Here is a 23544-nt window from a genome sequence, read left to right on the forward strand (position 1 = left end):
AGTGGTCAGTGGCAAAGAAAAGACAACTAACAACTGACAACGGACGACTGACAACTGACAACCAACAACTAACAACTGACAACTAACATAACTATGGCAACCACTGAGCGCAAACCGCTACTGTTAGATTTTGAAAAGCCTTTAGCAGAACTGGCCACTCGCATTGACCAAATTCGCCAACTGGCTGAAGAAAATGGTGTTGATGTTTCTGGACAAATTCGCCAACTAGAGACAAGGGCGACGCAATTACGGGAAGAGATTTTTAGCAGTCTGACACCATCTCAACGATTGCAGGTAGCCCGTCATCCCCGCCGCCCTAGCACTTTAGATTATATTCAATCTATTAGTGATGAATGGATGGAGTTGCATGGCGATCGCTGTGGCGGAGATGATCCGGCTTTAGTGGGTGGTGTCGGGCGCGTAGCTGGACAACCGGTGATGATGTTAGGACATCAAAAAGGCCGGGATACTAAAGATAACGTGGCTCGTAACTTTGGCATGGCTGCTCCTGGTGGCTATCGTAAGGCTCTGCGCCTCATGGAACACGCCAATAAGTTTAGTATGCCAATTTTGACCTTTATTGATACTCCTGGGGCTTGGGCAGGCATAGAAGCCGAACATCAAGGACAAGGAGAAGCGATCGCCTATAACCTGCGGGAAATGTTCAGTTTTGACGTACCCATCATTTGCACAGTTATTGGTGAAGGTGGTTCTGGTGGGGCGTTAGGTATTGGTGTAGGCGATCGCCTATTGATGTTTGAACACTCAGTTTATACCGTCGCTACCCCGGAAGCCTGCGCTGCAATTTTGTGGAAAGATGCCAGTAAATCTCACCTGGCCGCCGTAGCCTTAAAAATTATCTCCCACGACCTCAAAAACTTAGGCATTATTGACCAAATTCTCCCTGAACCCTTGGGTGGCGCACACTCAGACCCTTTAACAGCAGCTACAAACTTGAAACAAGCCTTGCTAGAAAACTTAGACGAACTGAACCGTCTGACACCTGCTGAACGTCGCCAACTCCGTTATGATAAATTCCGTAATATCGGCGTTTTCACAGAACTTGCTCACTAAAAATACTCAAGAAAATGGCATAGAATCACAGCAATGCTATAATTGCCTATGGCTGCTTAAAGATTTTTAACAATCTTCAAGAGCTATAGGCATTTGTATTTACTTGGTTTTATGAGCATCTGTTGGCTGACAGCATTGCCAAAAAGTTGGAAAATATCATGAATTTTGAGCAAAAAAGACGCGCCTTAATTACTGGTGCTAGTAGCGGAATTGGCAAAGCAACAGCTTTGGCATTTGCCAAGGCTGGGATAGATGTAGCATTGGTCAGCCGTTCTCAGGATAAACTAGAGTCCATAGCTAAAGCTGCACAGGAGTTAGGAGTAGAAGCCAAAGCCTTTTGTGTAGACTTAGCTGAAGTTACCCAGGTTAAATCCAAAATTCAAGGAATAGCTGACGAATTTGGCAACATAAATATTCTCATCAATAACGCTGGGATTGGATATACGGGCAACCTGAGTGAAACACCTTTAGAAGACTGGCAACAGGTAATTAATTTAAATCTCACCAGTGTCTTTCAGTGCATGATGGGAATTTTGCCAGGAATGCGCCAACAAGGCCAAGGCACAATTATTAATATTGCTTCTATAGCTGGCAAACAAGCTTTTCCGGGTTGGGGCGCTTACTGCGTCAGCAAAGCAGGACTTCTTTTCCTATCCCAAACCCTCGCACAAGAAGAACGTGCTAATGGCATTCGCGTCATTGCCATTTGTCCTGGTTCTGTGAATACGGAAATTTGGGATACACCTACAGTCCAAGCCAACTTTGACCGTTCCCAAATGTTAACTCCAGAAATTGTGGCAACAACAATTTTACACACTGTCTTATTACCACAAGAAGCAGTAATTCAAGAATTGACGATTATGTCCAATGCTGGTGTTCTCTAAGAGGGTGATTTTATCATTTATCTCTTTAATTACCACTGACAACTGTACGGGCGAAGCATTTGGAGAACTATTTTTGGCAATGACCGATAATTTATCTTCCAAATGCCTCGCCCCTACTAACAACTGACAACTGTACGGGCGAAGCATTTGGAGAACTATTTTTGGCAATGACCGATAATTTATCTTCCAAATGCTTCGCCCCTACTAACAACTGACAACTGTACGGGCGAAGCATTTGGAGAACTATTTTTGGTAATGACCGATAATTTATCTTCCAAATGCTTCGCCCCTACTAACAACTGACAACTGTACGGGCGAAGCATTTGGAGAACTATTTTTGGTAATGACCGATAATTTATCTTCCAAATGCTTCGCCCCTACTAACAACTGACAACTGACAAATTACTAAAATTCAATCATGACTATCGCTAGTTCAAACGGTTCTAATCGCACACAATCTCCCTTGATTCCCGACTTAGCAGAAGCTATCACTGTCCGCCCAGACCGTAATACTCATGATGGCAAAGAACCACAAATACATCCACCATCTGAGGAAATCATGGATGAAATGATGGCAGCGGTGCGAACAATGATTGTGGGAGTAGGAGAAGATCCTGAACGGGAAGGACTTCTGAAAACACCCAAGCGCGTAGCTAAGGCGATGAAGTTTCTTACCAGTGGCTATAATCAATCTTTAGAAGACCTCATCAATGGTGCTATTTTTGATGAAGGACATGATGAAATGGTGTTAGTTAGAGATATTAACTTCTTTAGCTTATGCGAACATCATATGTTGCCATTTATGGGTAGAGCGCACGTGGCTTATATTCCCAATCAAAAAGTGGTGGGATTAAGTAAACTAGCACGGATTGTGGAAATGTATTCTCGCCGGTTACAAGTCCAAGAAAGACTAACTCGACAAATTGCTGAAGCACTGCAAACCGTTCTCGAACCTAAAGGTGTTGCTGTCGTCATGGAAGCCAGTCATATGTGCATGGTAATGCGTGGAGTGCAAAAACCTGGTTCTTGGACAGTTACCAGTTCAATGGTAGGAGTATTCCAGGAAGAACAGAAAACCCGTGAAGAATTCTTCAGCTTGATTCGTCACCAACCGTCATTCTTTTAATGAGGGAACAGGGAACAGGGAACAGGGAACAGGGAACAGGGAACAGGGAACAGGGAACAGGGAACAGGGAACAGGGAACAGGGAACAGGGAACAGGGAACAGATTTTTTCAACTGACAACTGACAACTGTACGGGCGAAGCATTTGGAGAACTATTTTTGGCAATGACCGATAATTTATCTTCCAAATGCTTCGCCCCTACTGACAACTGACCAATTACCTATTCCCCAGATTTTGAAATAATAGAGCTACTTTGTCTAAATCTTTGTTACCTGGTGAGTGTTCGACACCACTGGATAAATCAATACCATGGGGGTTAATTTGACTTAAAGCAGTCAAAATATTATCTGGTGTGAGTCCTCCGGCTAAGAACCAAGGAAGAGAGGGGCTAAATTCCTGATTTAACATTGGCCAATCTAGGGTTTGTCCTGTTCCTCCTAGGTGTTGGGGATGGTAGGCATCAAGTAGTAGGGTATCTACATAATCTATATAATGCGTGGTGGTTTGTAGATGCTCTAAACTGCGGACTCGTATAGCTTTAATAATTTCTACTTGGGGTAGGAATTGACGTAATTGGTGGCAAAATTCTGGTGTTTCGTCTCCATGTAGCTGGACACCAGTTAAACCAGACTTTTTAACTATTTGAGTAATTTCGGAAATAGTGGTGTTAGCAAAAACGCCGATTTTATCAATATTTGGGGAAATTGGAGCGATAGCTGCCTGAATTTGAGCTATATTAACGTAGCGAGGGGAACTGGGAACACAGATAAATCCTAGCGCTGTTGCACCCAGGGAAGTTATAGCTAGAGACTGCTCTGGTTGAGTAATACCGCAAATTTTAACCCGAATTTTCATCTGAAAAGTTACAAATAATCACAAAAGTATCTTAATTCAAGTTAAAAACTTTTGCTTTGTCCTTAGTAATTTTATAATTCGGTAGGATTATATTCATTTTTTCAATCAGGAGAACACACTTTCATGTTATCAGTTTTATTAGCCGCAGCATCCGTTCCTGTTACACCAGTGTGGAGTCCTACAGTCGGTATCATTATCAGCGCCAGCAGCGCAGTTGTACTTTTATTCACTTTTGCACTCAAATCTGCTAAAGTCGGACCAAGGATGCCTGTATTACCTGTGAGTGTACCAGGATTCATTGGGGCAATGGCTTTTGGTCATGTGATTGGTATTGGTATTGTGTTAGGACTGACTAATATTGGTCGCTTGTAAGTTCGATTTCATCCTCTCTTGCTATAGAGAGTAAAAATTCAGCGGTAGGTAAAAATCAAATTACTTACCGCTAATGTCCTAACCACTTTGCTGGTTGACATAATTAAGTTTAAATCAAAATTGAATAGTAAATATTTTCCAGTTAAATTTTTATTGATCCTATTGGTAGCAATTAGCATTTTTTTTAGATTTACTGATCTGTCTCATAATTAAGGACTAGCTGAAAAAGAACCGCAGCAAACACCTTTGTATTTTATTATATTAAGATTTTGGACGCAAATATTTGGTAATTCTATGGCAGTAATTAGAAGTTGTTCAGCTTTTTTTAGCTTAGAAAATATTGACTCGTCTGTTTTATTTAAGATTGAATAATTATTTCACAATTTTTGGTTTTTGAGGAATTAAATTGTCAGAATAATTGACCGCAGATAAACGCAGATAAACGCAGATAAAGACGGATGAATTAATAGACATCTCCGGTAATTAAATGTGCGTGGTTTGAAACCCTTGTAGAGACGTTCTATAGAACGTCTCTACATTCATTTTCACCAGAGGTCTAATGGATTTTATGATTCTGTGCAAATATAGATCCGAAAACCAATAAAATCGTTAGGATATTAATGGGGTTCAGGATTTTGTTGAAGGTATTGAAAAACTAGATAAATTGATGTTATGCAAACTAATTGGCAAATAGGTTCTTTATTTGGCATTCCTTTATTTTTAGACCCCTTATGGTTTGTAATTTTGGGGTTAACTACTCTGAATTTTGGATTTGCTTACCAACAATGGGGGACTGTCGCGGGTTGGAGTGCTGGTTTGATTATGGCACTGTTGTTATTTGCTTCGGTGCTACTGCATGAGTTGGGACATAGCTTGGTGGCACAGTCCCAAGGAATTAAGGTGAATTCTATTACTTTGTTTTTGTTTGGGGGAGTTGCGGCCATCGAGGAGGAATCAAAAACTCCTGGTAAAGCTTTTCAAGTAGCGATCGCTGGACCTGCGGTAAGTGTTATCCTATTTTTCTTACTGCGTCTAATAGCGAGTGTAATTCCTGATAGTAATCCTTTGCATGAAATGATGGGAGATTTATCAAGAATTAACTTAGTTGTGGCTTTATTTAATTTAATTCCTGGTTTACCTTTGGACGGGGGACAGGTGTTAAAAGCGGCTTTGTGGAAAATTACAGGCGATCGCTTTAAAGCTGTACACTGGGCAGCAAAAGCCGGACAAATTTTAGGTTATAGTGCGATCGCTTTGGGATTTGCCATTGATTTCTTCACCAGAGAATTTATCACGGGTTTATGGATTGTTTTGATCGGTTGGTTTGCGGTTCGTAATGCTAACAGTTATGACCGGGTAACTACATTACAAGAAACTTTACTAAAGTTAGTAGTATCTGATGGCATGACTCGTAATTTTCGGGTAGTTGATGCTAATCAAACATTGCGAGAATTCGCTGATTCTTATCTTTTAGAAACCACTACACCAGAAGTTTATTTTGCGGCTGCTGATGGTCGTTATCGCGGTTTAGTTAATATTAATGATTTGCGAACTACCCAAAGAAGTGAATGGGAAACCCAAACTTTACAAACTATTGTTCATCCCCTAAATACAATTCCTACTGTTGTTGAATCTACTTCTTTAGCAGAGGTAATTAAGAAATTAGAAACTGAACAATTACCTCAGATTACTGTTCTTTCTCCTGCGGATGCTGTTGCTGGTGTCATTGATAGAGGGGATATTGTCCAAGCATTAGCACAAAGGTTAAATTTGCCAATTACTGCTGCGGAAATTAAACGCATCAAGGAAGAAGGGAGTTTTCCTCTAGGTTTACAATTAGGGGTAATAGCGAAGTCTGTAGAAAAATGAAATTGTCAGAATCAGGATGTCCAGGATTTGAGGATGTTCAGGATGAATGATTTTTGATGGTTAGGAAATTTTGGAAATTGTCAGAATCAGGATATCCAGGATTTGAGGATGTTCAGGATGAATAAATAGAACATCTTGTTAATCTTTAAATCCTCTAAATCCTGATGATAAAAATTAATGCTATAATCAACAAATAACTACTTGGTATCATATTATGATGATTACTCAAGAATTAGAATGTCAAGAAAACATCTCTCAAGATATAATTTTTCCTCCCAGTGATTTATATAGTAATGAACCTCCCGTGGAAACAGAACTACATCTGAGACAAATAATTCTCCTTTTCAAATGAAAAAGGACATTTATGGAGTCGTCAGCTAGGTTTATATTTGGGAATTTATGAGGGTTTATTACGGTATTTTACACCAGAAGGAAAGCTAGTTTTTACCCCTGAAGAAACCGCAGAACGTTTAGCAGCAAAGTTGCGAGAACTAAATATTGACCCAGAAACAATTTAAAATGTAGGTTGGGTTAAGCTGCATCGCAACCAAAGTTTTGATAATGTAACAATGTTGGGTTTCCTTGCGTCAACCCAACCTACGTAAATTAATGAAAATGACTTTAATTAATGCTATATCAATAGCTAACTATTAGTAAGTTATGCCCTGCTGCCTCTTTGGAATAATCCCCACAAATAAATGGCAATAATTGCCCCAAGAACTGCCACTATTACCCCAGGAATACTTAAAGATGCCGATGTTAGTTGTAAAGTCCCTGTGCGGAGAAGAGTAAATAAAGTACCACCGATAAAAGCACCAACAATACCTAAGATCATGGTGGATATCATCCCCCCACCTTGATAACCAGGATAGATTGATTTGGCAATTACACCAGCTAATAGTCCCAAAATTATCCAAGTAATAATATTCATTGATTGCCTCAAAAAATTGACTTAGGTTATGTCAAATTTATCAAAGCTTAATATTATTTATTTCTACCTAATGACATAAACTGTATAAATCAAAAGGTATGTAGTTTTGTTCTTTTCATAAATCATCACTACATACCAATGCTAATTAAATAGAACGAGAGAATTTTGTCTCTCTAGTTCTTGTATGAGTATCGAAAACAACTGCAATATTTCTAACTAGCAATCTACCAATATCAGTAATATGGATTTCGTCTGCTAATACATTTACTAATCCATCCGCTTGTAGTGGTGCTAATTCTTTGAGTTCATAGCCAAAATATTTATCAAAATTGATATGATATTTCTGCTCAATCTCTGACTTATTTAACTGAAAGTGAGACATTATTGACATAATTACATCCCGTCTAATAATGTCATCTTGAGTGAGTTTAATGCCTTTACTGGTAGGAATTACACCTGCTGCAACTGCTTTGTAATAATCCTTTAATTCCTTGTGGTTTTGAGCATAGGCATCTTCTAACATACTAATAGATGTGGCACCGAAACCAAACAATTCCGTTTCCGCGTGGGTAGTATAACCTTGGAAATTACGTTTTAGTGTACCATGACGTTGAGCGATCGCTAATTCATTGTTATTTTTAGCAAAATGATCCATCCCAATAAACAGATACTCATTATTAGTTAATTCCTCAATCGTCATTTTGAGAATATCTAACTTTTCTTCTGCTCCCGGTAATGCGGCTTGGGGAATCATTTTTTGTACAGGTTTAATCCAAGGAACATAGGCAAAATTAAACACGACAATTCTATCAGCATCCAATGCCATTGTCTTGTGTAATGTTTCCCGAAAAGTGTCAAGAGTTTGATAAGGTAGACCATAAATTAAATCTACATTGACACTATCAAATTTAGCCTCCTTAATCCAACTCATCACATCAAAAAGTAGTGCTTCTGGTTGAATCCGATTCACCGCTGTTTGTACTTCTGGGTTAAAATCTTGAATCCCAAAACTAATGCGATTAAAGCCAATATCTCGCAAAAATAAGATATAGTCTCTAGTCACATAGCGGGGATTAATTTCAATGGATACTTCTGCATCTGAAGCAATTTGGAAATTACGGGTAATATTTTTCCATAGAAATTCTACTTGATCAAGTTCTAAATAATTCGGTGTACCTCCACCCCAATGAATCTGAAGGACTTTTCTATCTTTGTCAATTAAATCTGAGGTATTTTTGATTTCCTGTTCCAAATGTTCTAGATATGGAATAGCCATTTTCTTATTATTGGTAATCACGGTATTGCAACCGCAGAAATAACAAGCACTTTGGCAAAAAGGAATATGGAAATATAGGGATAGAGGAGTTTGTCTTTGATTGGAAGCGGTAATTGCAGATTGGAAATCTCTTGCAGTGAAATTTTCACTTAATTCCGTTGCTGGGGGATAACTCGTATATCGAGGAGCGCGAGTATCATACTTTTGAATTAGATCAAAATCAAACTTAACACCAGGTAATAGAAAAACCATTATAGCCTCCAATGAATGTGGGTATATGTCCTTGTAGGGGCGAAGCATTCGGCCGATAAACTATCGCTAAAACCATTAATTTTCAATCCGAATGCTTCGCCCTTACTAGTTGGGAATAATCACAATTAATTTTCCCAATTTAATGTTGTAATTTAGGATTTAGCTATTAGCAAATAGAATATTTTTATCCTATTTGTTTTGTGGTTAGTATTATTCTTAACGAACCACAGAGGCACAGAGAACACAGAGGAAGAGAATAAATAGATGTTTGCATCTTGTTTAGGATTTTTATATAATTCATCATTGTCAAAATTAATTGGGTGATGAATTATATTTTTGTAAATGATGCAGAGACTCAAGTTAATTCGTTGTAAGTAGCTCTACCCAGGGCTTGGATTAAAATACTTTCCAACTCTTTAAGTATCTGCATATTTAGCTTGAAAGCATGGTTAGCTTCTGCCACAATTTTGTCAGTGGTTTTATCGTCAATAGATAGTTTATCTAATGCTTGACGATACTTTTCTTTGAAAGCCTGCTTGTCTGGAATTTGCTGAAAGTTGTAAAACGAAGTTCCTTCATATCCAGACAGTTTTAAGGCTGATTGAGCAATTTTTTGTAGCATTTGCCCACCAGAAAGATCACCCAAATAACGAGTATAGGAATGAGCTAACAATAGTGCAGGTTCATGAGTAGAAATTTGTTGGATACGCGCAATATAAGCTTGAGCAGCGGGTGAAGGGGTGATGCGTTTGTGCCATTGATTCCCATAGTAAAATAACATATCTTGTTCTAGGGAAGATTGGCGATTTAGTTCGGGAAAATAGATCAAATTAATGACAGGATGCTGTTTATGTTTCTCAATTGCTGTTTCTAGTTCACTGTAAACAAAATAGAAATTCCTCAACAACTGAATAAAACAATCTCTATCTACAACTCCTTTGACAAAACATTTCATGAAACCCAGATTTTCTGAATCTGTATGTGCTTGTTGAGTTCCTACACGCAGTTTCATTGCCAAATCATTACTCATTCTTATTTCCTTCTTCTTTACGTGTCAGGGTTTGCCAATTTCAACGACTTGTTTATCAGTTCACCGTCGTTATGATCACAGAAAAATTGCTATTCTATGGGAATAGGGTTTTGAGAATAATTTCTCCAGCACAAATTACTACCGATGCAGATTTCGGCTAGTTTTACTGCTCCTGAAATCATTTAACTATTATTCTTTGTATAACTATAAGAGTATTCATATTTATTTATGGTTTCATAAATACATTTGTTTAGTAAATAGGTATTTAAACTATGGGAGAATTAAAGATAATTCAGTATTTTTGTAAGAATTAGTTTCAATAATTTAACTGATGACTAATAACAAATATTTATGCTTATATAATTTTAAGGCAGACAATGGTAAAGGGACTACTTATGGTTAAATCGTTCGATAAACCCCCACTTGATTTATCGAAATCAGGTGTAAAAGCACCAGTTCAAGAAACATTATTAACACCCCGTTTTTATACCACTGATTTTGACACAGTGGCAAAAATGGATATTTCTGGGTATGAAACGGAATTAAGGTCTGTAATTGACGAACTCAAGGCTGATTATAACCGTCATCACTTTGTGCGCGATGATGAATTTAAGCAAGGTTGGGATCACATTGTTGGTGAAAAACGACTGGCTTTCATTGACTTTTTAGAACGTTCTTGTACTTCAGAATTTTCCGGGTTTTTACTGTTTAAAGAATTATCTCGTCGTCTTAAAGACAGTAACGCTTTACTATCAGAAGCATTTGCTTATTTAGCGCGAGATGAAGCCCGTCATGCGGGATTTCTGAATAAGTCAATGGCAGATTTTAACCTTTCTCTTGACTTGAGTTATCTCACTAAAAATCGTACCTATACATTTTTCCCAATTGAGTGGGTTATTTACACAGTTTACCTATCAGAAAAAATAGGTTATTGGCGTTATATTTTAGTATTTCGTCACATGGAAAAAAATCCCGAATACCAGTTTTATCCCCTATTTCGGAAGTTTGAAAGCTGGTGTCAAGACGAGAATAGACACGGTGATTTTTTCAAAGCTTTGTTACGTTCTCAACCCCAATTATGGAATAATTGGAGATCTCGCTTATGGGTGCGGTTTTTCTTGATAACTGTGTTTGCTACCCACACTATGACAGTATTTGAAAGAGGTAATTTCTATGAAATATTAGGGATTCATCCTCGTCAATACAATACTCAAGTAGTTGAAGAAACTAACAAAACCGCAGCTAAAGCATTTCCAATTATTTTAAATACCAATCATCCCTATTTTTTCTGGTATTTAGAACAATGTGCTGTCTATAATCAGAAAATAATTGATCTCAATCAAATCAATGATTGGAAAATTGCGAAATTTATCCAAAAAATTCCCTTAACTCTAATGATTTTTTGGTATATGTTCAAGCTATTTCTGATTAAACCCATAGACACAGAAGCAACTCGTCAACAAGTTTGTTAATTAATCAATCAGATCCCCGACTTCTTAGAGAAGTCGGGGATCTAATCCTTATTTTTGACTCTTTAATGGAAATGGCGTATATTTTCCCCCCAATGCTTCAACAATAGCGCGGGTATTTGCTGCCATCATTTTTATATAAGTATCACCATTACTACCCTTTGCCCCAATAGAATCAGAAAAAAGTGGAGTTGGTGCTAATTTTACTCCGGCTTCTTCGGCTACTGTTTTAATTAAAGCTGGGTTAATTGTCGTTTCGGCAAAAATAGCGGGAACACCTATTTTTTTAACTGATTCAACTAACTTTTTTACAGTTTGGGCGCTTGGTTGTTCCTCCGTACTAATGCCAATTAAAGTTCCAGCGATCGCTATTTTATAAGCATTTCCGTAATATTGAAAAGCATCATGGGTAGTGATGAGTTTCCTTTTATCTGCGGGAATAGTTTGAATTTCTTGAATGATCCAAAGATGTAATTGTTGTAATTCATCAGTTAGCCTTTCGGCATTTTGAGTAAATTTTTCTTGATCTTCTGGTGACAATTCAATTAAACTATCTCGAATTGCTTTCACCATAGATATAACATTTTTTGCACTGCCCCAAACATGAGGATCTGGGATAATTTGCCCTTTACCTTTATCTAATTTCAAAGATTTAACAACTTCTCCCACAGCTATTTTTTTCGCTTTCCCTCCAGTCGCATTCATTAACTTAATAAGTCCCGGTTCTAAATTGTAACCGTTGTACAAAATCAAATTAGCTTTTTCCAAAACTCGACTATCTGCGGGTACAGGTTCGTAAACATGAGGGTCCGCACCTGGTTTGAGAATTCCCGTAATTTGTACTTCTTCTCCGCCAATTTCTTCAGCTAAATCAGCAATAATGGTACTTGTTGCTACAACCTGTGGCTGAGTATTTCCCTGGGGTTGGGAGTTGGGAGTACAACCCATTAAAGCCAAAGATAGGAAAATTCCTAGACAAAGGGGATTAAGTAAAGAGAACCTAACCCCCAACCCCTTCCCTGCGAGGGAAGGGGAGTAAGAACAAAAGCTTCTCTCCTCACAGGGGAGAGGTTTGGAGAGGGGTTTCAGTAATAAGTCATACATTGTATTCAGCATTAGTTTCATTTATCTCAGTGATTACTTCTAATTATAGATATTCTCATATTTCTCTCATTTTTATGGTAAGCTCGAAAAATAAGTATTTTAACTAGGGTTATGCAAAACGTTTCTTTTTACCGAAAATTTAGCCTATCTCCCAAAAATCAAGTAGATATACCTACACAAGTTATTAAATCCATTGACATGAATTCCTCAACAGCAATTAACATCACTAATATAGGCGTACATTACCGCACACAAGAAGCATTGAGAGACGTTAATTGCACAATTAAGCCAGGAAGAATCACAGGCATTTTTGGACCAAATGGGGCTGGTAAAAGTACATTAATGAAAGCCATTTTGGGATTAGTTCCCATGAGTAGCGGTCAAGTTTTATACGCAAATAAGCCTGTAATGCAGCAACTAGAAAAAGTTGCTTATGTACCACAACGTAGCCAAATTGACTGGAATTATCCCGCAACCGTGTGGGATGTAGTGATGATGGGGCGTGTCAAAAAAACAGGATGGTTACGGAGTTTTTCCACAGTTAGCCGCCAAATCGCCAAACAAGCATTAGAACGAGTCGGAATAGGAGAATTAAAAAATCGTCCCATTGGTGAACTTTCAGGAGGACAACAACAACGGGTATTTTTAGCTAGGGCTTTAACTCAAGAAGCAGAAATTTTCTGTTTTGATGAACCATTTGTAGGGATAGATCAAAAAACCCAAGCTATCATATTTGAAGTCTTTCAAGAACTAGCAAAAAATAATAAAATCGTCTTAGTAGTTAATCATGATTTAGGTGAATCAATCACCCATTTTGATGATTTAATCTTACTTAATTGTGAATTAATTGCCACAGGTTCACGCCAACAAGTCTTAACAGAAGAAAACTTATATCGAGCTTATAGTGGCAAAGTTATGTACTTTTCCGACGCAGCATAATAACGGCTAATACCAAATTAAAATGAAGGTGCATAGAATAAAAAATCAAGAATAATTGAACGCAGATAAACGCAGATAAACGCGGATGAATTAATTGATTTTATAATTCAATACAGTTCAGTTAAGAATTTGTTCCTCTCTTGTCTCTGTGTCCTCTGTGCCTCTGTGGTTCGTTTTAAAAAAGATTTTTAGGCTTAACTGAATCGTCGTGTTTTATAATTCTGTGCAGCATCACATAAAATTGGTATTTTCTTCCTCTCTTCCTTCGCTTACTATCTCTAACGAGACGCTTCGCTATCGCTCCTTCGTGGTTCATTTTCATCTATGCTTCAAGCACTAATAGAACCGTTGCAATATGGCTTCATGCAGCGTTCCTTAATCATCGCCATATTAGTAGGCTTATTGTGTGCCATTGTCGGTAGTTATTTAATGGTACAACGCCTCGCATTACTGGGAGATGCTATTAGCCATTCAGTCTTACCAGGGCTTGCTATAGCCTTCATGATCGGTGCTAATATCTTTGTAGGGGCGTTTATTGCTGGTGTTTTGAGTACGATGGCTATAGCTGTTATTAAAACCCGATCTCCTATCAAAGAAGATGCCGCTATGGGCATAGTTTTTTCTGCCTTTTTTGCCCTTGGTGTCACCTTAATTACAGTTATTCAAAAAGATAATAAAATTGATTTGAATCACTTTCTTTTTGGCAATATTTTGGGCGTAACCGGGGACGAAGTAAGAGACACAGCTATTATTGCAGCTATTGTTTTAATAGTAGTTTTTCTATTATATAAAGAACTGTTATTTTACACCTTTGATCCTTTGGGCGCACAAGCTGCGGGTTTACCAGTTAATCGTTTAAACTTTGGTTTAATGTTGTTAATTGCTTTAACAATTGTTGCCAGTATGAAAGCTGTGGGCGTAATTTTAGTATTATCACTTTTAATTACTCCTGGTGCAACTGCTTATTTATTGGTGAAACGTTTACATGAAGTGATGATTTTAGGAGCGGTAATTGGGGTGATTTCTAGTATTAGTGGAATGTATCTCAGTTACTTTTATAATTTACCTTCTGGTCCGGCGATTGTGTTAGTGGTTTCGGGTTTATTTACATTGGCTTTGTTGTTTAGTCCTCGACATGGAATTTTGATTCCTAGTGTGAATAGGAAATAGAAAGTCTGGCGATTCAATCGCCAGAAATAAAGTTTAAAGAGTTTAAAATGTGAAATTAGAGTTAATCTTAATTACATTGTACCAACTCTGAAGGAATATTAATTGCTCGATCTAAACCTCTAGCATTTATCCACCCTATACTATAAATCCATTTAATTTCTTGAAGGTTGGCACCACTGAGGTCGGCACCACTGAGGTTGGCACCACTGAGGTCGGCACCACTGAGGTTGGCACCACTGAGGTCGGCACCACTGAGGTCGGCACCACTGAGGTCGGCATCGCTGAGGTCGGCACCCCTGAGGTAGGCACCGCTGAGGTCGGCACCCCTGAGGTTGGCACCACTGAGGTCGGCACCACTGAGGTCGGCACCACTGAGGTCGGCATCGCTGAGGTCGGCACGGGTGAGGTCGGCACCGCTGAGGTCGGCACCCCTGAGGTAGGCACCGCTGAGGTAGGCACCGCTGAGGTCGGCACCCCTGAGGTCGGCACCGCTGAGGTCGGCACCGCTGAGGTCGGCACCCCTGAGGTTGGCACCGCTGAGAAAGAATTTCAGGATTTGGTTATAGGTATAAGCCCCCAGGCACTGACTATAGCCAATAATGCAAAGTAAGCGGTTGTTGTCAAAATCAACTTTTTTATCTAGCTGACCACAGGGATAAAAGTTGATCTTATCTTTCAAATCATCCTTTGATTTAGCGTAACGATGCAACTCCAACAGCACAATCAACACATTCAGTCCTGTATACACATCCACCTGTCGCAGTCCCAAATGTTTTTCTCGCTCCGGTAATAGTTTCTTCAATTGCTCTTTTTTAAACAGAGGTAAGATTTCTGTTTCTGGAGGTGCATCAATAAATTCTCCATCACACCAACGCAGGTAAAAATCCTCCAATCGTCGGAACAGTTTTACATAGCATTGGTTATCAAACTCTGATTTTTCCGCTAATAACCCCATTAAATATTCAACAATTTCCGGCGTTAAATTTCCATAACCCAACAAATCATAAACTTGCTTATCCATCACCTCTTTTGAAACTGAGTCTTCTTGACGGTTACGCTTGGTGACTTGATCTGTCCAATCACAAAAACTGTTTACCAATCGTTCTGCAAATAAAAATTCGCCGAAACTTTTATGAACGAACTCCATTGAACCATCTTGTTTCCCAGACGCAGGCTTAATGTAAAAAGCCGTCAATAAATTATTCAGAACCTTTTCATCTTTAACTTTTTCCAGAGAATTTTGCTCTCTAGCTTGCTGAATTAATTTAGTCATTCGGTCACTCGTATCTTTAATTCTTACCTCTAACATTTTGATGTTGGCAGATTCATTACCAGACTGCACCACACACAAAGCCACCTCTGTTAAAAACTCTCGCAAATATTCGCTTTCTAGTCCAGTCAAATCCTGGTTTAGATCCTCACGCTGTTTTTTCAACACCCATTTAATTGACTCATCATAAATGCGAATTTTGGCTTTAATCCCTTCCGCACCTGCAAACATCTGAGCATTAAAATGTTTTTCTCGGTGCGTTCTTGCTAAGAGATAAAGCAGTAAGGGTTCTCGCGCTAGGTTGTCTTTAATTTCTTCTGGACAAGCTTGTAAAAATTCCTGAAATTCAGTTGTTTCCTGCGTACCAACTTTAGTTTCCCATTTATTCAGCCATGTTTCCCTAATTGCATTATCCATTGGCTGAAGTTCAACTCTCTTTAAGCATTTGGTTTGTGCAATTAAACGCTCAATTCCTTGCAATGCCAAAGGGCGACCTGTGACCAAAAACCGATGATGGCTATTATTTTGAAAACTCTCTACTTGCTGTAAAAATTCTTGTAGTCCTCCGGTTGCTCGTCCTTCTAACAAAAGTTCATCAAACCCATCTAACAAAAATAAAAATCGAGTTTTTTTATCCGTCAACCAACCAGAATCACTACTAACAAAATCAAAAGTTTCTAGTTGGTTCTCCAGCGTCTCCGTCAGATTATTCGCTAACACCCGCAAATCCCGCAAGCGAATTAAAATTGGTGTAAAGCTGGGGTGTAATTCTCGCCGCACCCTATTAGCAAACATCCGACTAAAGACACTCTTTCCCCTTCCTGCTTCACCCTGAATAAACAAAACTTTCTGTTTTTTATCTGAGTCATTAATCATTTTTATGACCCATTCCTCTATTTGCTCTTTCTCATCTCCAACAGGTTTACCCTTTTCATCTACTGGACGCACTTGCAAAGGAACATACAAATCTCGGAAGGTGATTTCTTTTTCGTCAAAAATCTTTTCTTCGGGTTTAGGTTTAATTTGCTGTTCTAAATAATCTTCAAGACTCAGGTATTTCTCTAGCTGTTCCTTTCCGCCAGCACTATACCATTGTACTAATTGCTTAACTTTATCTCCCGTTTCTACCAGTGAAGATAACAGATATTCATCGGTTTTTCGTGCTACCTGTTCAGTTAATATTTCGGCTTTTGCTGCTTCTAAACCTGCTTCTTGTAAACGTTGTTGTAAAACTTCATTGAATGATGCTGCTAATTTGGATTCATGGAAATAAACTATGGCTTTTTTCGCTTCCCGTTCATCTAATTCCTGTTCACCCAATTTTTTAATCTGTCGTGCAACTGCATCAGAAGCAGGAGATTGATTTAATTTATCTATTAATTCTGGCTGTTCTTTGAGAAGTGCCTGAAAGCTTTCTAAATAAGCAGCTTGGCTGACAAGTGCTACACACTGTTCTAAATTTAACTCTTTTTGCGTCTGGTCAATAATCAACTTAATCATAGTCAACGCAATAGGTGCAAAAGGAATGACTGCACCAGCAACCTGACCAAGTGGACTATTGAGGACATCTAAAAGCGAGGATATTTGTTCTACATAGGGCTTGAGGTCGGACAATTTTGATTTTTGCTCATTTACAGCCTTTGCCAGGTCTAACACGGCTTTGGCGGCTTCAGAGCCAGTTTTAACCACTTCTACCCCTTGTCCCAATTTCAAATCCTGAACATTGGTTGTCAACAATTTCCACAGTCCCATTCTCTATACTCCTAACCTATTTGTAGACTTATTGATAAGTAATCACAATTATCACGTATCTTTACGCAAATATTTCAATTAATACTAGACTGGGCGATTATAAATCACATCCACACAGATAAAACGAAAAGTGCCTTCCCTGGGGGAAGGCTACCTATGTGATTTGAAAAATCAGGATTTTCTATTAGTCATGAATTATATTGCCGTTGTCTTTTCAGCAATTTTCTTAATTATTTTTGGCGTGTTCAAATTCATAAACGTGAAAAAGATTGGTGAATTTTTTCAGGAAGTATCCCAGAATTGCTAATAGAATTCCTCCACTAATTGCTAACCAGAATTGTGTGGGAGGAAGAACACTAAAAATAGATGCTGTTTCTCCTTGTGTGGCTATATTTCTAGCATCTAAAATCACTGCTAAACACAAACATACAGCACTCATTATATAAGCTGATAAAGAGAGTCGCTGAATATTTTTTAAAGCATCTTGGCAAACTTGACAATGTTGAGTATGAGTTGTCCAAACATCAAATAATTTCTTTTTATCTGACTCTGCTGATGGTAGTTCCGAATTACATTCTTCTGCCCAAGGTATAGTTCCACCTGCGCGTTTTTCTAGCCATTGGCGAAATGTAATCACCATTTTATCTTGAGGATTTGGGGTAAAAACTTCATTCAACCATGCACCTTTTTTACGTTGGGCGATAATCTTTTCTTGGTAATGGAGAAATACTGCATCTTGATGTAAAAATAGAGAAGCTAAAACATGACCTAACCAAATTGGCATTGGTAAACCAAAGATTGCTAAACCACCTGGTTTTTTACCTGCTTCATTTTTAACTAATACTTGACAACCTATATGACGACACCAACCCGGACGAGTTGGAGTGGCATATAAGACTAAAATTAGTTGTCCCCCATCTTTAAATGTGGAAGCAATTCTCATTTGACAAGGTGGCTGGAAGTCATGCACCGCTTCTTGAATATTGGGCGCTGGAGGTTGAATTGCAAAAGAAAACCCCTCCTGGGTAGATATTTCTCGAAGTCGAATCATGTCATAGTATTTAGCATCTCGATAGCGATCGCCTACAAGTCCATGATGAGAAACGGGAACATGGGCTGGATCTGACACATTTTCCATGAAATAATCCCAACCATAGGGTAAATCACGAAAATTCCAAAATAATTTAACTACCCTATCTGAATTTTGCTCAAGTTCGGGAACTAGACGCGGTTTTCTCAATTTACTTTCAATTTGGGCTTGATTACCCGATTCAGCCCATATCCAGAGAAGTCCTTGCAGTTCTTGAGTAGGATAAGCGATCGCACATGATTTAGAATTAGCGCAATGCTTGGCTTCAGTTTCTTTATCTATGGACTGCGGTATACTCACACACTTACCATCCGCATCAAACCGCCAACCATGATACGCACACATCAGCGTTCCATCTGGTTCAACACGCCCTTCTGATAGAGGCGCTAGTCGGTGAGGACAAAAATTTTCAAAACAACGCCATTTACTAGAACCATCTCGCCATAAAACAATATCTTTACCTAGTAACTGCATAGCGTGAGGACGTGACGCATCTAAAAATTCTATAACTGCGACTGGATACCACTGCTTCGTCCATTGGAATAGTCCCTCATCCTCTTGCAACTGGTTAATGGTTTCACCCATATCCTCTGACAACTTAGTATCTATAATCACAGTAAAATCCTTATTTTTTGAGCGAATGAACTTTTGTAATAAATCTTATTATAGAAAATATCAACAAAGTTAGTAATTAATTCTCACTACAACTAATAATTGCTACATATCCATAGATAAAGGTGCGGTAAGCTAACAAAAGCAGTTTTTACCCTCAGAACAATGACAGCAAATAGTCCCACGATTTTGGCTTTAGACTTTGATGGAGTGGTTTGCGATGGACTAATTGAATATTTTGAGGTAGCGTGGCGTACCTACTGTCAAATTTGGTCGCCGATTAACGATACACCACCAGATGATTTAGCTTTGAGATTCTATCGCTTACGTCCTGTAATTGAAACTGGTTGGGAAATGCCTGTTTTAATTAAAGCCTTAATTGAGGGTTTTAATGATGATCAAATTCTGCAATCATGGACAAGTATTACTCCCCAAATTTTAGCAGCAGATAAGTTAGAAGCAAAAGCAGTTTCGACAAAATTAGATCATCTACGAGATGAATGGATTCAGACAGATTTAAATGGTTGGTTAAGTCTGCATAGATTCTATCCTGGTGTGATAGAAAGACTGAAAATAACTCTTGAAAGTGAAGTCCAGTTATATATTGTTACTACCAAAGAAGGGCGATTTGTCAAGGAATTATTACAACAAGAAGGAGTTGATTTACCACCAGAAAATATTTTTGGAAAGGAAGTAAAACGCCCAAAATATGAAACTTTGCGTGAATTAATTGAGAAGGCAAATACCCAAAATGTAAGTTTATGGTTTGTTGAAGATAGACTAAAAACATTACAATTAGTCCAACAGCAATCAGACTTAAATCATGTGCAACTTTTTCTAGCAGATTGGGGTTATAACACTCAACCAGAACGGGAAGCAGGAAAAAATGATCCACGTATTCATTTAATATCACTTTCTCATTTTGCTCACGATTTTTCCACTTGGTTATAATCTAGATACCCGACTTCTTAGAGAAGTCGGGGATCTTTGGCTATATTTTCTCAATTAAATCAATCACCTCTTGATAATTAGTGATTCTTTTTTGTTCTTTAAATAAGTTAGCTGCTGTTTTTAAATCAGTAATTGCTCCCTGTTTATCACCCAAAGCATTGCGAGTAATACCCCGATTCTGGTAAGCTTCAGGAAAGTTAGGATTAAGACTTAATGCTTTGTTAAAATCCGCAATAGCACCTTTTAAATCTCCCAAATTATGACGAGTAAATCCGCGATGATTGTAGATACCAGGATAGTTAGCATTAAGACTGATTGCTTTATTATAATCTAAAATTGCTCCTTTCAAGTCTCCCAATTTATGGCGAGATATCCCTCTTTTATAGTAAACTTCAGGAAAATTAGGATGTAACCGTAAAGCCTTATTATATTCTTCAATAGCCCCTTTTATGTCTCCAAATGTATGACGGTTAATTCCCTGATGAAAATATACTATAGCCTCTTTCAGATCAGATTGTGCTAACAGTGCTGATTTTATTCTAAAATCGGAAATATTTGCCAAATTCTTAGCACTCACCTTTGGACTATATAATATAGTTCCTAATATGAGAGTTGTAATTGTTAATTTCCATTTTTTCATGACGCTATTTTTCCAATTATTAGCATACAGTTACTAATTATATAGCATTTACTTACATCAACACAAATAGACTCAACTAATATGCTTGATTTAACAAAAATATCGAGACAAATGCAAGGTTTCAGTCAACATTTAAATTCAGAAGTGGCTGCAAGTCATCAGCGGTTGGAATTAGCACAAGAATATTTAAAAAAGGCGTTTGAGTGTCAAGAAGAGTTAGTTAAACGTCAAGAAGAATGGCGAAATCGGATTATTTTTGCGAATGCTACACCCATTGAACCTCTCGAAACCTGTATTACTATTCCTGTTCCCCCCAAAGTTCATACTGTTATTTCTACAGATGGTTCGCAAATTGCCCCCAATCATCACGAAATTGCGTATTGTTACTTACTGAATATCGGCAGAGTTGTTTTACACTATGGTCAAGATATTCACCCGATTCTCGATAGTTTACCGGAGGTATTTTATCGCCCTGAAGATTTATATATCTCGCGTCAGTGGGGCATTAGAACAGATGAATGGATGGGTTATCGGCGCACAGCCTCTGAGGCTACAGTATTAGCGGAACTGGCTTGTAGTACCAGGACAGAAGCCCCAGTCTTAGCAATGACAGATGGTTCGTTAATATACTGGTTTTTAGATCAGTTACCGATGGATGCCAGGGATATGATTTTACCTCCGGTTTTAGAAGCTTGGCAAAAACTCCAACAAGCCCAAATCCCCCTCATGGGTTATCTTAGTGCCTCTCGTAGCACCGAAGCCACCAACTTTTTACGCTTTTTAGCTTGTCCTCATCCTGTCCCCGATTGTATTACCCATTGTCCCAATCAACTAGAATACGTACCTTGTAAAAAATTTGATACATTGCGAGACACAACCTTATGGACAAGCCAACTTCAACCTGGACAACGCGGACCATTATGGCGGAGTAATGCCCGAATTTTAGAATTGTATGACGAGCAAATTATTTATTTTTGTTACGTCCATGTCGGGACAGAAATTGCCCGGATTGAAGTTCCCGCTTGGGTGGCAGAAAATTCCATCATGTTTGATCAAGCACTAGGATTAATGTTGGCACAGGTACATAAGGGGTATGGTTATCCTGTGGCTATTGCGGAAGCCCATAATCAGGCTGTAGTCAGAGGTGGTGATAGAACTCGGTTCTTTGCCCTTTTAGAACGACAAATGATTAAAGCTGGGATAAAAAATGTCGGCATTTCCTCCAAAGAAGCAAGAAAACGCGGCAGTATTGCCTAAACTCAGGTTGTACAGTTTATCTTTTTGGTCATTTTGTGCGAAAGTATAGATATAAGTAAGTCATGGAATAACGAACCACAGAGGCGCAGAGAACACAGAGAAATGGGGGTTTGAGAGATGTTTTGCGTAAGTCCTGTCATTTACTCAACTCAATTATTTTAACACCGCTTTAATTCAGATAATAAAACTACAATTTCATCTATTGCTGTTCTCATGACTTTCCCCGGTTGTTCAGATTGATTTACCATAATACTAAAAACCAAGGGTTCATAATTGGGTGCGTTCATATATCCAGATAGAGTAGAAATTCCTGTCATTGAACCTGTTTTTGCTTGCACTATTCCCGCAGCCGCAGTATTAAGAAACCGATTTTTTAGACTACCTTTGACACCAGAAATAGGTAAAGAAGCCCGAAAAACTGCTGCTTGAGGTGATTTATCAATTCCTTGTAAAAGTTGTACCAACGCTGCTGGAGTCGTTAAATTTTTCCGAGATAAACCAGAACCATCTACAATGACATAACCTGCTGGTGCAACTCCTAATTGAGTTAAAGTTTCTCTGACAACTTGTAATCCGACATCAGCCGTATTTTGATTTTTTTCTTCTGGTTTCTTAATAGCTAAACTTCTGAGTAAAGCCTCAGCATATAAATTATTACTATTCACATTTGTCTCTAGTAATAATTCCGATAAAGGTGGAGATTCTACTGCGGCTATTTCTTTGTCATTTTTACTCAGATTACTATTTACAGTTTCTTTAACTGTAATTCCCTCTTTAGCTAAATTTTGGCGAAACTGTCTGATAAAATTGGCAATTGGATCAAATACAGCTAAACCTGTAATATCTGGTTGAGAATTTACAGCTAATTGTCCGTTTATTCTGATAATCTGTCCTTTTAAGTCACGATTTACTTGTACAAAACCGGGTTTATCGGCTTCAGTAGTGACGGAATTATTTTCAACTTTCCAGTGATATGTTTCTGTAGGATCATTCCATTGAATCTTTAATGGTTGTCCAATAGTTTGGGGTAAAGAAGTTAAAATAGAAGCATTTTCATTGACAATTAGACTATTAACAGGTGCGCCATAATCAGCCTGTATATCTTCCCATTCCCAACTGGAATTAACTACTTCACCTTGAAAATAACTATCATCAGCAATTAACTGATTAATTTGCCGAATTCCCTGTTGATATAGTTGTTTTGATAATATTGTTAATTGAGCATTTTTGAAACTAGGATCTCCCCTTCCCACTACACGCAAAACACCATTACCTTCATCATAAATAGAGGTACGAATCCGAAAATCTGCCCCCAATTTCTGTAATGCTGCTGCGGTAGTAAATAGCTTCATATTAGAAGCAGAAATAAAATATTTTTGAGAATCTTGACTATAAAGAATTTTTTCTGATGATAATGGTTTAACTAAAATCCCCCAACGGACTCGACTAAATTGAGGATGATTGATAATAGTATTAATAGCAGATGATAATTGAGCCGGACAAATTTGTTTAGTAGTAGTAACTGGTGTAACAGGTGTTTGGGCTTGGGCTATTTTTTGAATACTACCAATATTAATAGAAATAAATAGTAATATCAAACTGACATAATTTTTTTTTAACAT

The 23544-nt window shown here is 38.1% G+C and carries 23 protein-coding genes and 1 pseudogene; 11 read left to right on the plus strand and 13 right to left on the minus strand.

Annotation, left to right across the window (positions count from 1 at the left end; all coding sequences use genetic code 11):
• Nucleotides 1-93 precede the first annotated feature (93 nt).
• Complete coding sequence (locus tag BMF77_RS11585) at nt 94-1074, plus strand: acetyl-CoA carboxylase carboxyltransferase subunit alpha (protein WP_148762922.1); 981 nt, start codon at nt 94-96, stop codon at nt 1072-1074.
• Between the two features lie 158 nt (nt 1075-1232).
• The gene (locus tag BMF77_RS11590; protein ID WP_148762924.1) at nt 1233-1958 is read left to right on the plus strand and encodes an SDR family oxidoreductase; all 726 of its coding nucleotides are present in this window, start codon (nt 1233-1235) and stop codon (nt 1956-1958) included.
• Here the strand turns inward: BMF77_RS11590 and BMF77_RS27885 are convergent.
• From BMF77_RS27885 to BMF77_RS27895, 3 genes are read right to left on the minus strand one after another with little or no spacing between them, the layout of a single operon-like run.
• Nucleotides 1899-2105: a hypothetical protein gene (locus tag BMF77_RS27885; protein WP_246863129.1), complete on the minus strand. Its 207-nt coding sequence runs from the start codon at nt 2103-2105 to the stop codon at nt 1899-1901. The genes BMF77_RS11590 and BMF77_RS27885 overlap by 60 nt on opposite strands.
• Nucleotides 2050-2193: a hypothetical protein gene (locus BMF77_RS27890; protein ID WP_158310545.1), complete on the minus strand. Its 144-nt coding sequence runs from the start codon at nt 2191-2193 to the stop codon at nt 2050-2052. The genes BMF77_RS27885 and BMF77_RS27890 overlap by 56 nt, the downstream gene beginning before the upstream one ends.
• A complete protein-coding gene (locus BMF77_RS27895) occupies nt 2138-2281 on the minus strand; it encodes a hypothetical protein (RefSeq protein WP_246863130.1) in 144 nt (47 codons plus the stop codon). Before BMF77_RS27895 ends, BMF77_RS27890 begins: the two co-directional genes overlap by 56 nt.
• 95 nt (nt 2282-2376) lie before the next feature.
• Here BMF77_RS27895 and folE point away from each other — a divergent pair, with 95 nt between their 5' ends.
• Nucleotides 2377-3084, plus strand: a complete 708-nt coding sequence (gene folE, locus BMF77_RS11605) for a GTP cyclohydrolase I FolE (RefSeq protein ID WP_148762926.1) — start codon at nt 2377-2379, stop codon at nt 3082-3084.
• Here the strand turns inward: folE and BMF77_RS27310 are convergent.
• Nucleotides 3081-3227, minus strand: a complete 147-nt coding sequence (locus BMF77_RS27310) for a hypothetical protein (RefSeq protein ID WP_210422338.1) — start codon at nt 3225-3227, stop codon at nt 3081-3083. The two genes, folE and BMF77_RS27310, sit on opposite strands and share 4 nt — an antisense overlap.
• A 72-nt stretch (nt 3228-3299) precedes the next feature.
• Nucleotides 3300-3932, minus strand: a complete 633-nt coding sequence (locus BMF77_RS11610; RefSeq protein ID WP_148766929.1) for a phosphoribosylanthranilate isomerase — start codon at nt 3930-3932, stop codon at nt 3300-3302.
• A gap of 129 nt (nt 3933-4061) precedes the next feature.
• Between BMF77_RS11610 and psaK the strand changes: the two genes are divergently transcribed.
• From psaK to BMF77_RS11625, 3 genes and pseudogenes are all read left to right on the plus strand, one after another.
• Complete coding sequence (psaK, locus tag BMF77_RS11615) at nt 4062-4310, plus strand: photosystem I reaction center subunit PsaK (protein WP_015079149.1); 249 nt, start codon at nt 4062-4064, stop codon at nt 4308-4310.
• A 672-nt stretch (nt 4311-4982) separates the two neighbouring features.
• Nucleotides 4983-6179 carry a site-2 protease family protein gene (locus BMF77_RS11620; protein WP_148762928.1) on the plus strand — a complete coding sequence of 399 codons (1197 nt, stop codon included), beginning with the start codon at nt 4983-4985 and terminating at the stop codon, nt 6177-6179.
• A gap of 214 nt (nt 6180-6393) precedes the next feature.
• A pseudogene (locus tag BMF77_RS11625) lies at nt 6394-6697 on the plus strand (hypothetical protein).
• Between the two features lie 140 nt (nt 6698-6837).
• On the opposite strand, the gene BMF77_RS11630 reads toward BMF77_RS11625, so the two are convergent.
• From BMF77_RS11630 to BMF77_RS11640, 3 genes are all read right to left on the minus strand, one after another.
• The gene (locus BMF77_RS11630; protein WP_148762930.1) at nt 6838-7110 is read right to left on the minus strand and encodes a GlsB/YeaQ/YmgE family stress response membrane protein; all 273 of its coding nucleotides are present in this window, start codon (nt 7108-7110) and stop codon (nt 6838-6840) included.
• A gap of 145 nt (nt 7111-7255) precedes the next feature.
• Nucleotides 7256-8638, minus strand: coding sequence for an oxygen-independent coproporphyrinogen III oxidase (gene hemN / locus BMF77_RS11635; protein WP_148762932.1), 1383 nt, complete (start codon nt 8636-8638; stop codon nt 7256-7258).
• Between the two features lie 355 nt (nt 8639-8993).
• Nucleotides 8994-9668, minus strand: a complete 675-nt coding sequence (locus tag BMF77_RS11640) for a heme oxygenase (biliverdin-producing) (protein WP_148762934.1) — start codon at nt 9666-9668, stop codon at nt 8994-8996.
• Nucleotides 9669-10063: 395 nt separating this feature from the next.
• Between BMF77_RS11640 and acsF the strand changes: the two genes are divergently transcribed.
• Nucleotides 10064-11140, plus strand: coding sequence for a magnesium-protoporphyrin IX monomethyl ester (oxidative) cyclase (acsF, locus tag BMF77_RS11645; RefSeq protein WP_148762936.1), 1077 nt, complete (start codon nt 10064-10066; stop codon nt 11138-11140).
• A 48-nt stretch (nt 11141-11188) separates the two neighbouring features.
• Here the strand turns inward: acsF and BMF77_RS11650 are convergent, their stop codons facing one another.
• Complete coding sequence (locus BMF77_RS11650; protein WP_246863156.1) at nt 11189-12085, minus strand: metal ABC transporter substrate-binding protein; 897 nt, start codon at nt 12083-12085, stop codon at nt 11189-11191.
• 267 nt (nt 12086-12352) lie between these two features.
• On the opposite strand from BMF77_RS11650, the gene BMF77_RS11655 reads away from it, so the two are divergent.
• Nucleotides 12353-13180: a metal ABC transporter ATP-binding protein gene (locus BMF77_RS11655; RefSeq protein WP_210422339.1), complete on the plus strand. Its 828-nt coding sequence runs from the start codon at nt 12353-12355 to the stop codon at nt 13178-13180.
• A 324-nt stretch (nt 13181-13504) separates the two neighbouring features.
• Nucleotides 13505-14350, plus strand: a complete 846-nt coding sequence (locus tag BMF77_RS11660) for a metal ABC transporter permease (protein ID WP_148762938.1) — start codon at nt 13505-13507, stop codon at nt 14348-14350.
• A gap of 67 nt (nt 14351-14417) precedes the next feature.
• Here the strand turns inward: BMF77_RS11660 and BMF77_RS11665 are convergent, their stop codons facing one another.
• Nucleotides 14418-17372: a pentapeptide repeat-containing protein gene (locus BMF77_RS11665; protein WP_148762941.1), complete on the minus strand. Its 2955-nt coding sequence runs from the start codon at nt 17370-17372 to the stop codon at nt 14418-14420.
• 226 nt (nt 17373-17598) lie between these two features.
• Nucleotides 17599-19047 (minus strand): Rieske 2Fe-2S domain-containing protein, encoded by a 1449-nt coding sequence (locus BMF77_RS11670; RefSeq protein WP_148766935.1) that lies wholly within the window; start codon nt 19045-19047, stop codon nt 17599-17601.
• Nucleotides 19048-19239: 192 nt separating this feature from the next.
• On the opposite strand from BMF77_RS11670, the gene BMF77_RS11675 reads away from it, so the two are divergent.
• On the plus strand, nt 19240-20025 hold the full coding sequence (locus BMF77_RS11675) for an HAD family hydrolase (RefSeq protein ID WP_148762942.1): 786 nt from the start codon (nt 19240-19242) through the stop codon (nt 20023-20025).
• Between the two features lie 40 nt (nt 20026-20065).
• Here the strand turns inward: BMF77_RS11675 and BMF77_RS11680 are convergent, their stop codons facing one another.
• Complete coding sequence (locus BMF77_RS11680; protein WP_148762944.1) at nt 20066-20665, minus strand: tetratricopeptide repeat protein; 600 nt, start codon at nt 20663-20665, stop codon at nt 20066-20068.
• An 81-nt stretch (nt 20666-20746) separates the two neighbouring features.
• On the opposite strand from BMF77_RS11680, the gene BMF77_RS11685 reads away from it, so the two are divergent.
• On the plus strand, nt 20747-21922 hold the full coding sequence (locus BMF77_RS11685) for a DNA double-strand break repair nuclease NurA (RefSeq protein WP_148762946.1): 1176 nt from the start codon (nt 20747-20749) through the stop codon (nt 21920-21922).
• A gap of 158 nt (nt 21923-22080) precedes the next feature.
• Here BMF77_RS11685 and dacB read toward each other — a convergent pair whose 3' ends face one another.
• Nucleotides 22081-23544: a D-alanyl-D-alanine carboxypeptidase/D-alanyl-D-alanine-endopeptidase gene (gene dacB, locus BMF77_RS11690; protein ID WP_148762948.1), complete on the minus strand. Its 1464-nt coding sequence runs from the start codon at nt 23542-23544 to the stop codon at nt 22081-22083.

Origin of the sequence: Dolichospermum sp. UHCC 0315A (assembly GCF_008121535.1) — a bacterium.
Lineage (GTDB): Bacteria > Cyanobacteriota > Cyanobacteriia > Cyanobacteriales > Nostocaceae > Dolichospermum > Dolichospermum lemmermannii.

What these genes read in the sequence shown, in the direction of transcription:
- BMF77_RS27310 (WP_210422338.1), bottom strand. Translation starts at nt 3,227, where the DNA reads ATGCTTCGCCCGTACAGTTGTCAGTTGTCAGTTGAAAAAATCTGTTCC.
- BMF77_RS11685 (WP_148762946.1), top strand. Translation starts at nt 20,747, where the DNA reads ATGCTTGATTTAACAAAAATATCGAGACAAATGCAAGGTTTCAGTCAA.
- BMF77_RS27890 (WP_158310545.1), bottom strand. Translation starts at nt 2,193, where the DNA reads ATGCTTCGCCCGTACAGTTGTCAGTTGTTAGTAGGGGCGAAGCATTTG.
- BMF77_RS11590 (WP_148762924.1), top strand. Translation starts at nt 1,233, where the DNA reads ATGAATTTTGAGCAAAAAAGACGCGCCTTAATTACTGGTGCTAGTAGC.
- BMF77_RS11665 (WP_148762941.1), bottom strand. Translation starts at nt 17,372, where the DNA reads ATGGGACTGTGGAAATTGTTGACAACCAATGTTCAGGATTTGAAATTG.
- folE (WP_148762926.1), top strand. Translation starts at nt 2,377, where the DNA reads ATGACTATCGCTAGTTCAAACGGTTCTAATCGCACACAATCTCCCTTG.
- BMF77_RS11630 (WP_148762930.1), bottom strand. Translation starts at nt 7,110, where the DNA reads ATGAATATTATTACTTGGATAATTTTGGGACTATTAGCTGGTGTAATT.
- BMF77_RS27885 (WP_246863129.1), bottom strand. Translation starts at nt 2,105, where the DNA reads ATGCTTCGCCCGTACAGTTGTCAGTTGTTAGTAGGGGCGAGGCATTTG.
- BMF77_RS11640 (WP_148762934.1), bottom strand. Translation starts at nt 9,668, where the DNA reads ATGAGTAATGATTTGGCAATGAAACTGCGTGTAGGAACTCAACAAGCA.
- BMF77_RS27895 (WP_246863130.1), bottom strand. Translation starts at nt 2,281, where the DNA reads ATGCTTCGCCCGTACAGTTGTCAGTTGTTAGTAGGGGCGAAGCATTTG.
- acsF (WP_148762936.1), top strand. Translation starts at nt 10,064, where the DNA reads ATGGTTAAATCGTTCGATAAACCCCCACTTGATTTATCGAAATCAGGT.
- BMF77_RS11675 (WP_148762942.1), top strand. Translation starts at nt 19,240, where the DNA reads ATGACAGCAAATAGTCCCACGATTTTGGCTTTAGACTTTGATGGAGTG.
- BMF77_RS11585 (WP_148762922.1), top strand. Translation starts at nt 94, where the DNA reads ATGGCAACCACTGAGCGCAAACCGCTACTGTTAGATTTTGAAAAGCCT.
- BMF77_RS11660 (WP_148762938.1), top strand. Translation starts at nt 13,505, where the DNA reads ATGCTTCAAGCACTAATAGAACCGTTGCAATATGGCTTCATGCAGCGT.
- BMF77_RS11680 (WP_148762944.1), bottom strand. Translation starts at nt 20,665, where the DNA reads ATGAAAAAATGGAAATTAACAATTACAACTCTCATATTAGGAACTATA.
- BMF77_RS11670 (WP_148766935.1), bottom strand. Translation starts at nt 19,047, where the DNA reads ATGGGTGAAACCATTAACCAGTTGCAAGAGGATGAGGGACTATTCCAA.
- BMF77_RS11650 (WP_246863156.1), bottom strand. Translation starts at nt 12,085, where the DNA reads ATGGGTTGTACTCCCAACTCCCAACCCCAGGGAAATACTCAGCCACAG.
- BMF77_RS11655 (WP_210422339.1), top strand. Translation starts at nt 12,353, where the DNA reads ATGCAAAACGTTTCTTTTTACCGAAAATTTAGCCTATCTCCCAAAAAT.
- dacB (WP_148762948.1), bottom strand. Translation starts at nt 23,544, where the DNA reads ATGTTAAAAAAAAATTATGTCAGTTTGATATTACTATTTATTTCTATT.
- BMF77_RS11620 (WP_148762928.1), top strand. Translation starts at nt 4,983, where the DNA reads ATGCAAACTAATTGGCAAATAGGTTCTTTATTTGGCATTCCTTTATTT.
- psaK (WP_015079149.1), top strand. Translation starts at nt 4,062, where the DNA reads ATGTTATCAGTTTTATTAGCCGCAGCATCCGTTCCTGTTACACCAGTG.
- hemN (WP_148762932.1), bottom strand. Translation starts at nt 8,638, where the DNA reads ATGGTTTTTCTATTACCTGGTGTTAAGTTTGATTTTGATCTAATTCAA.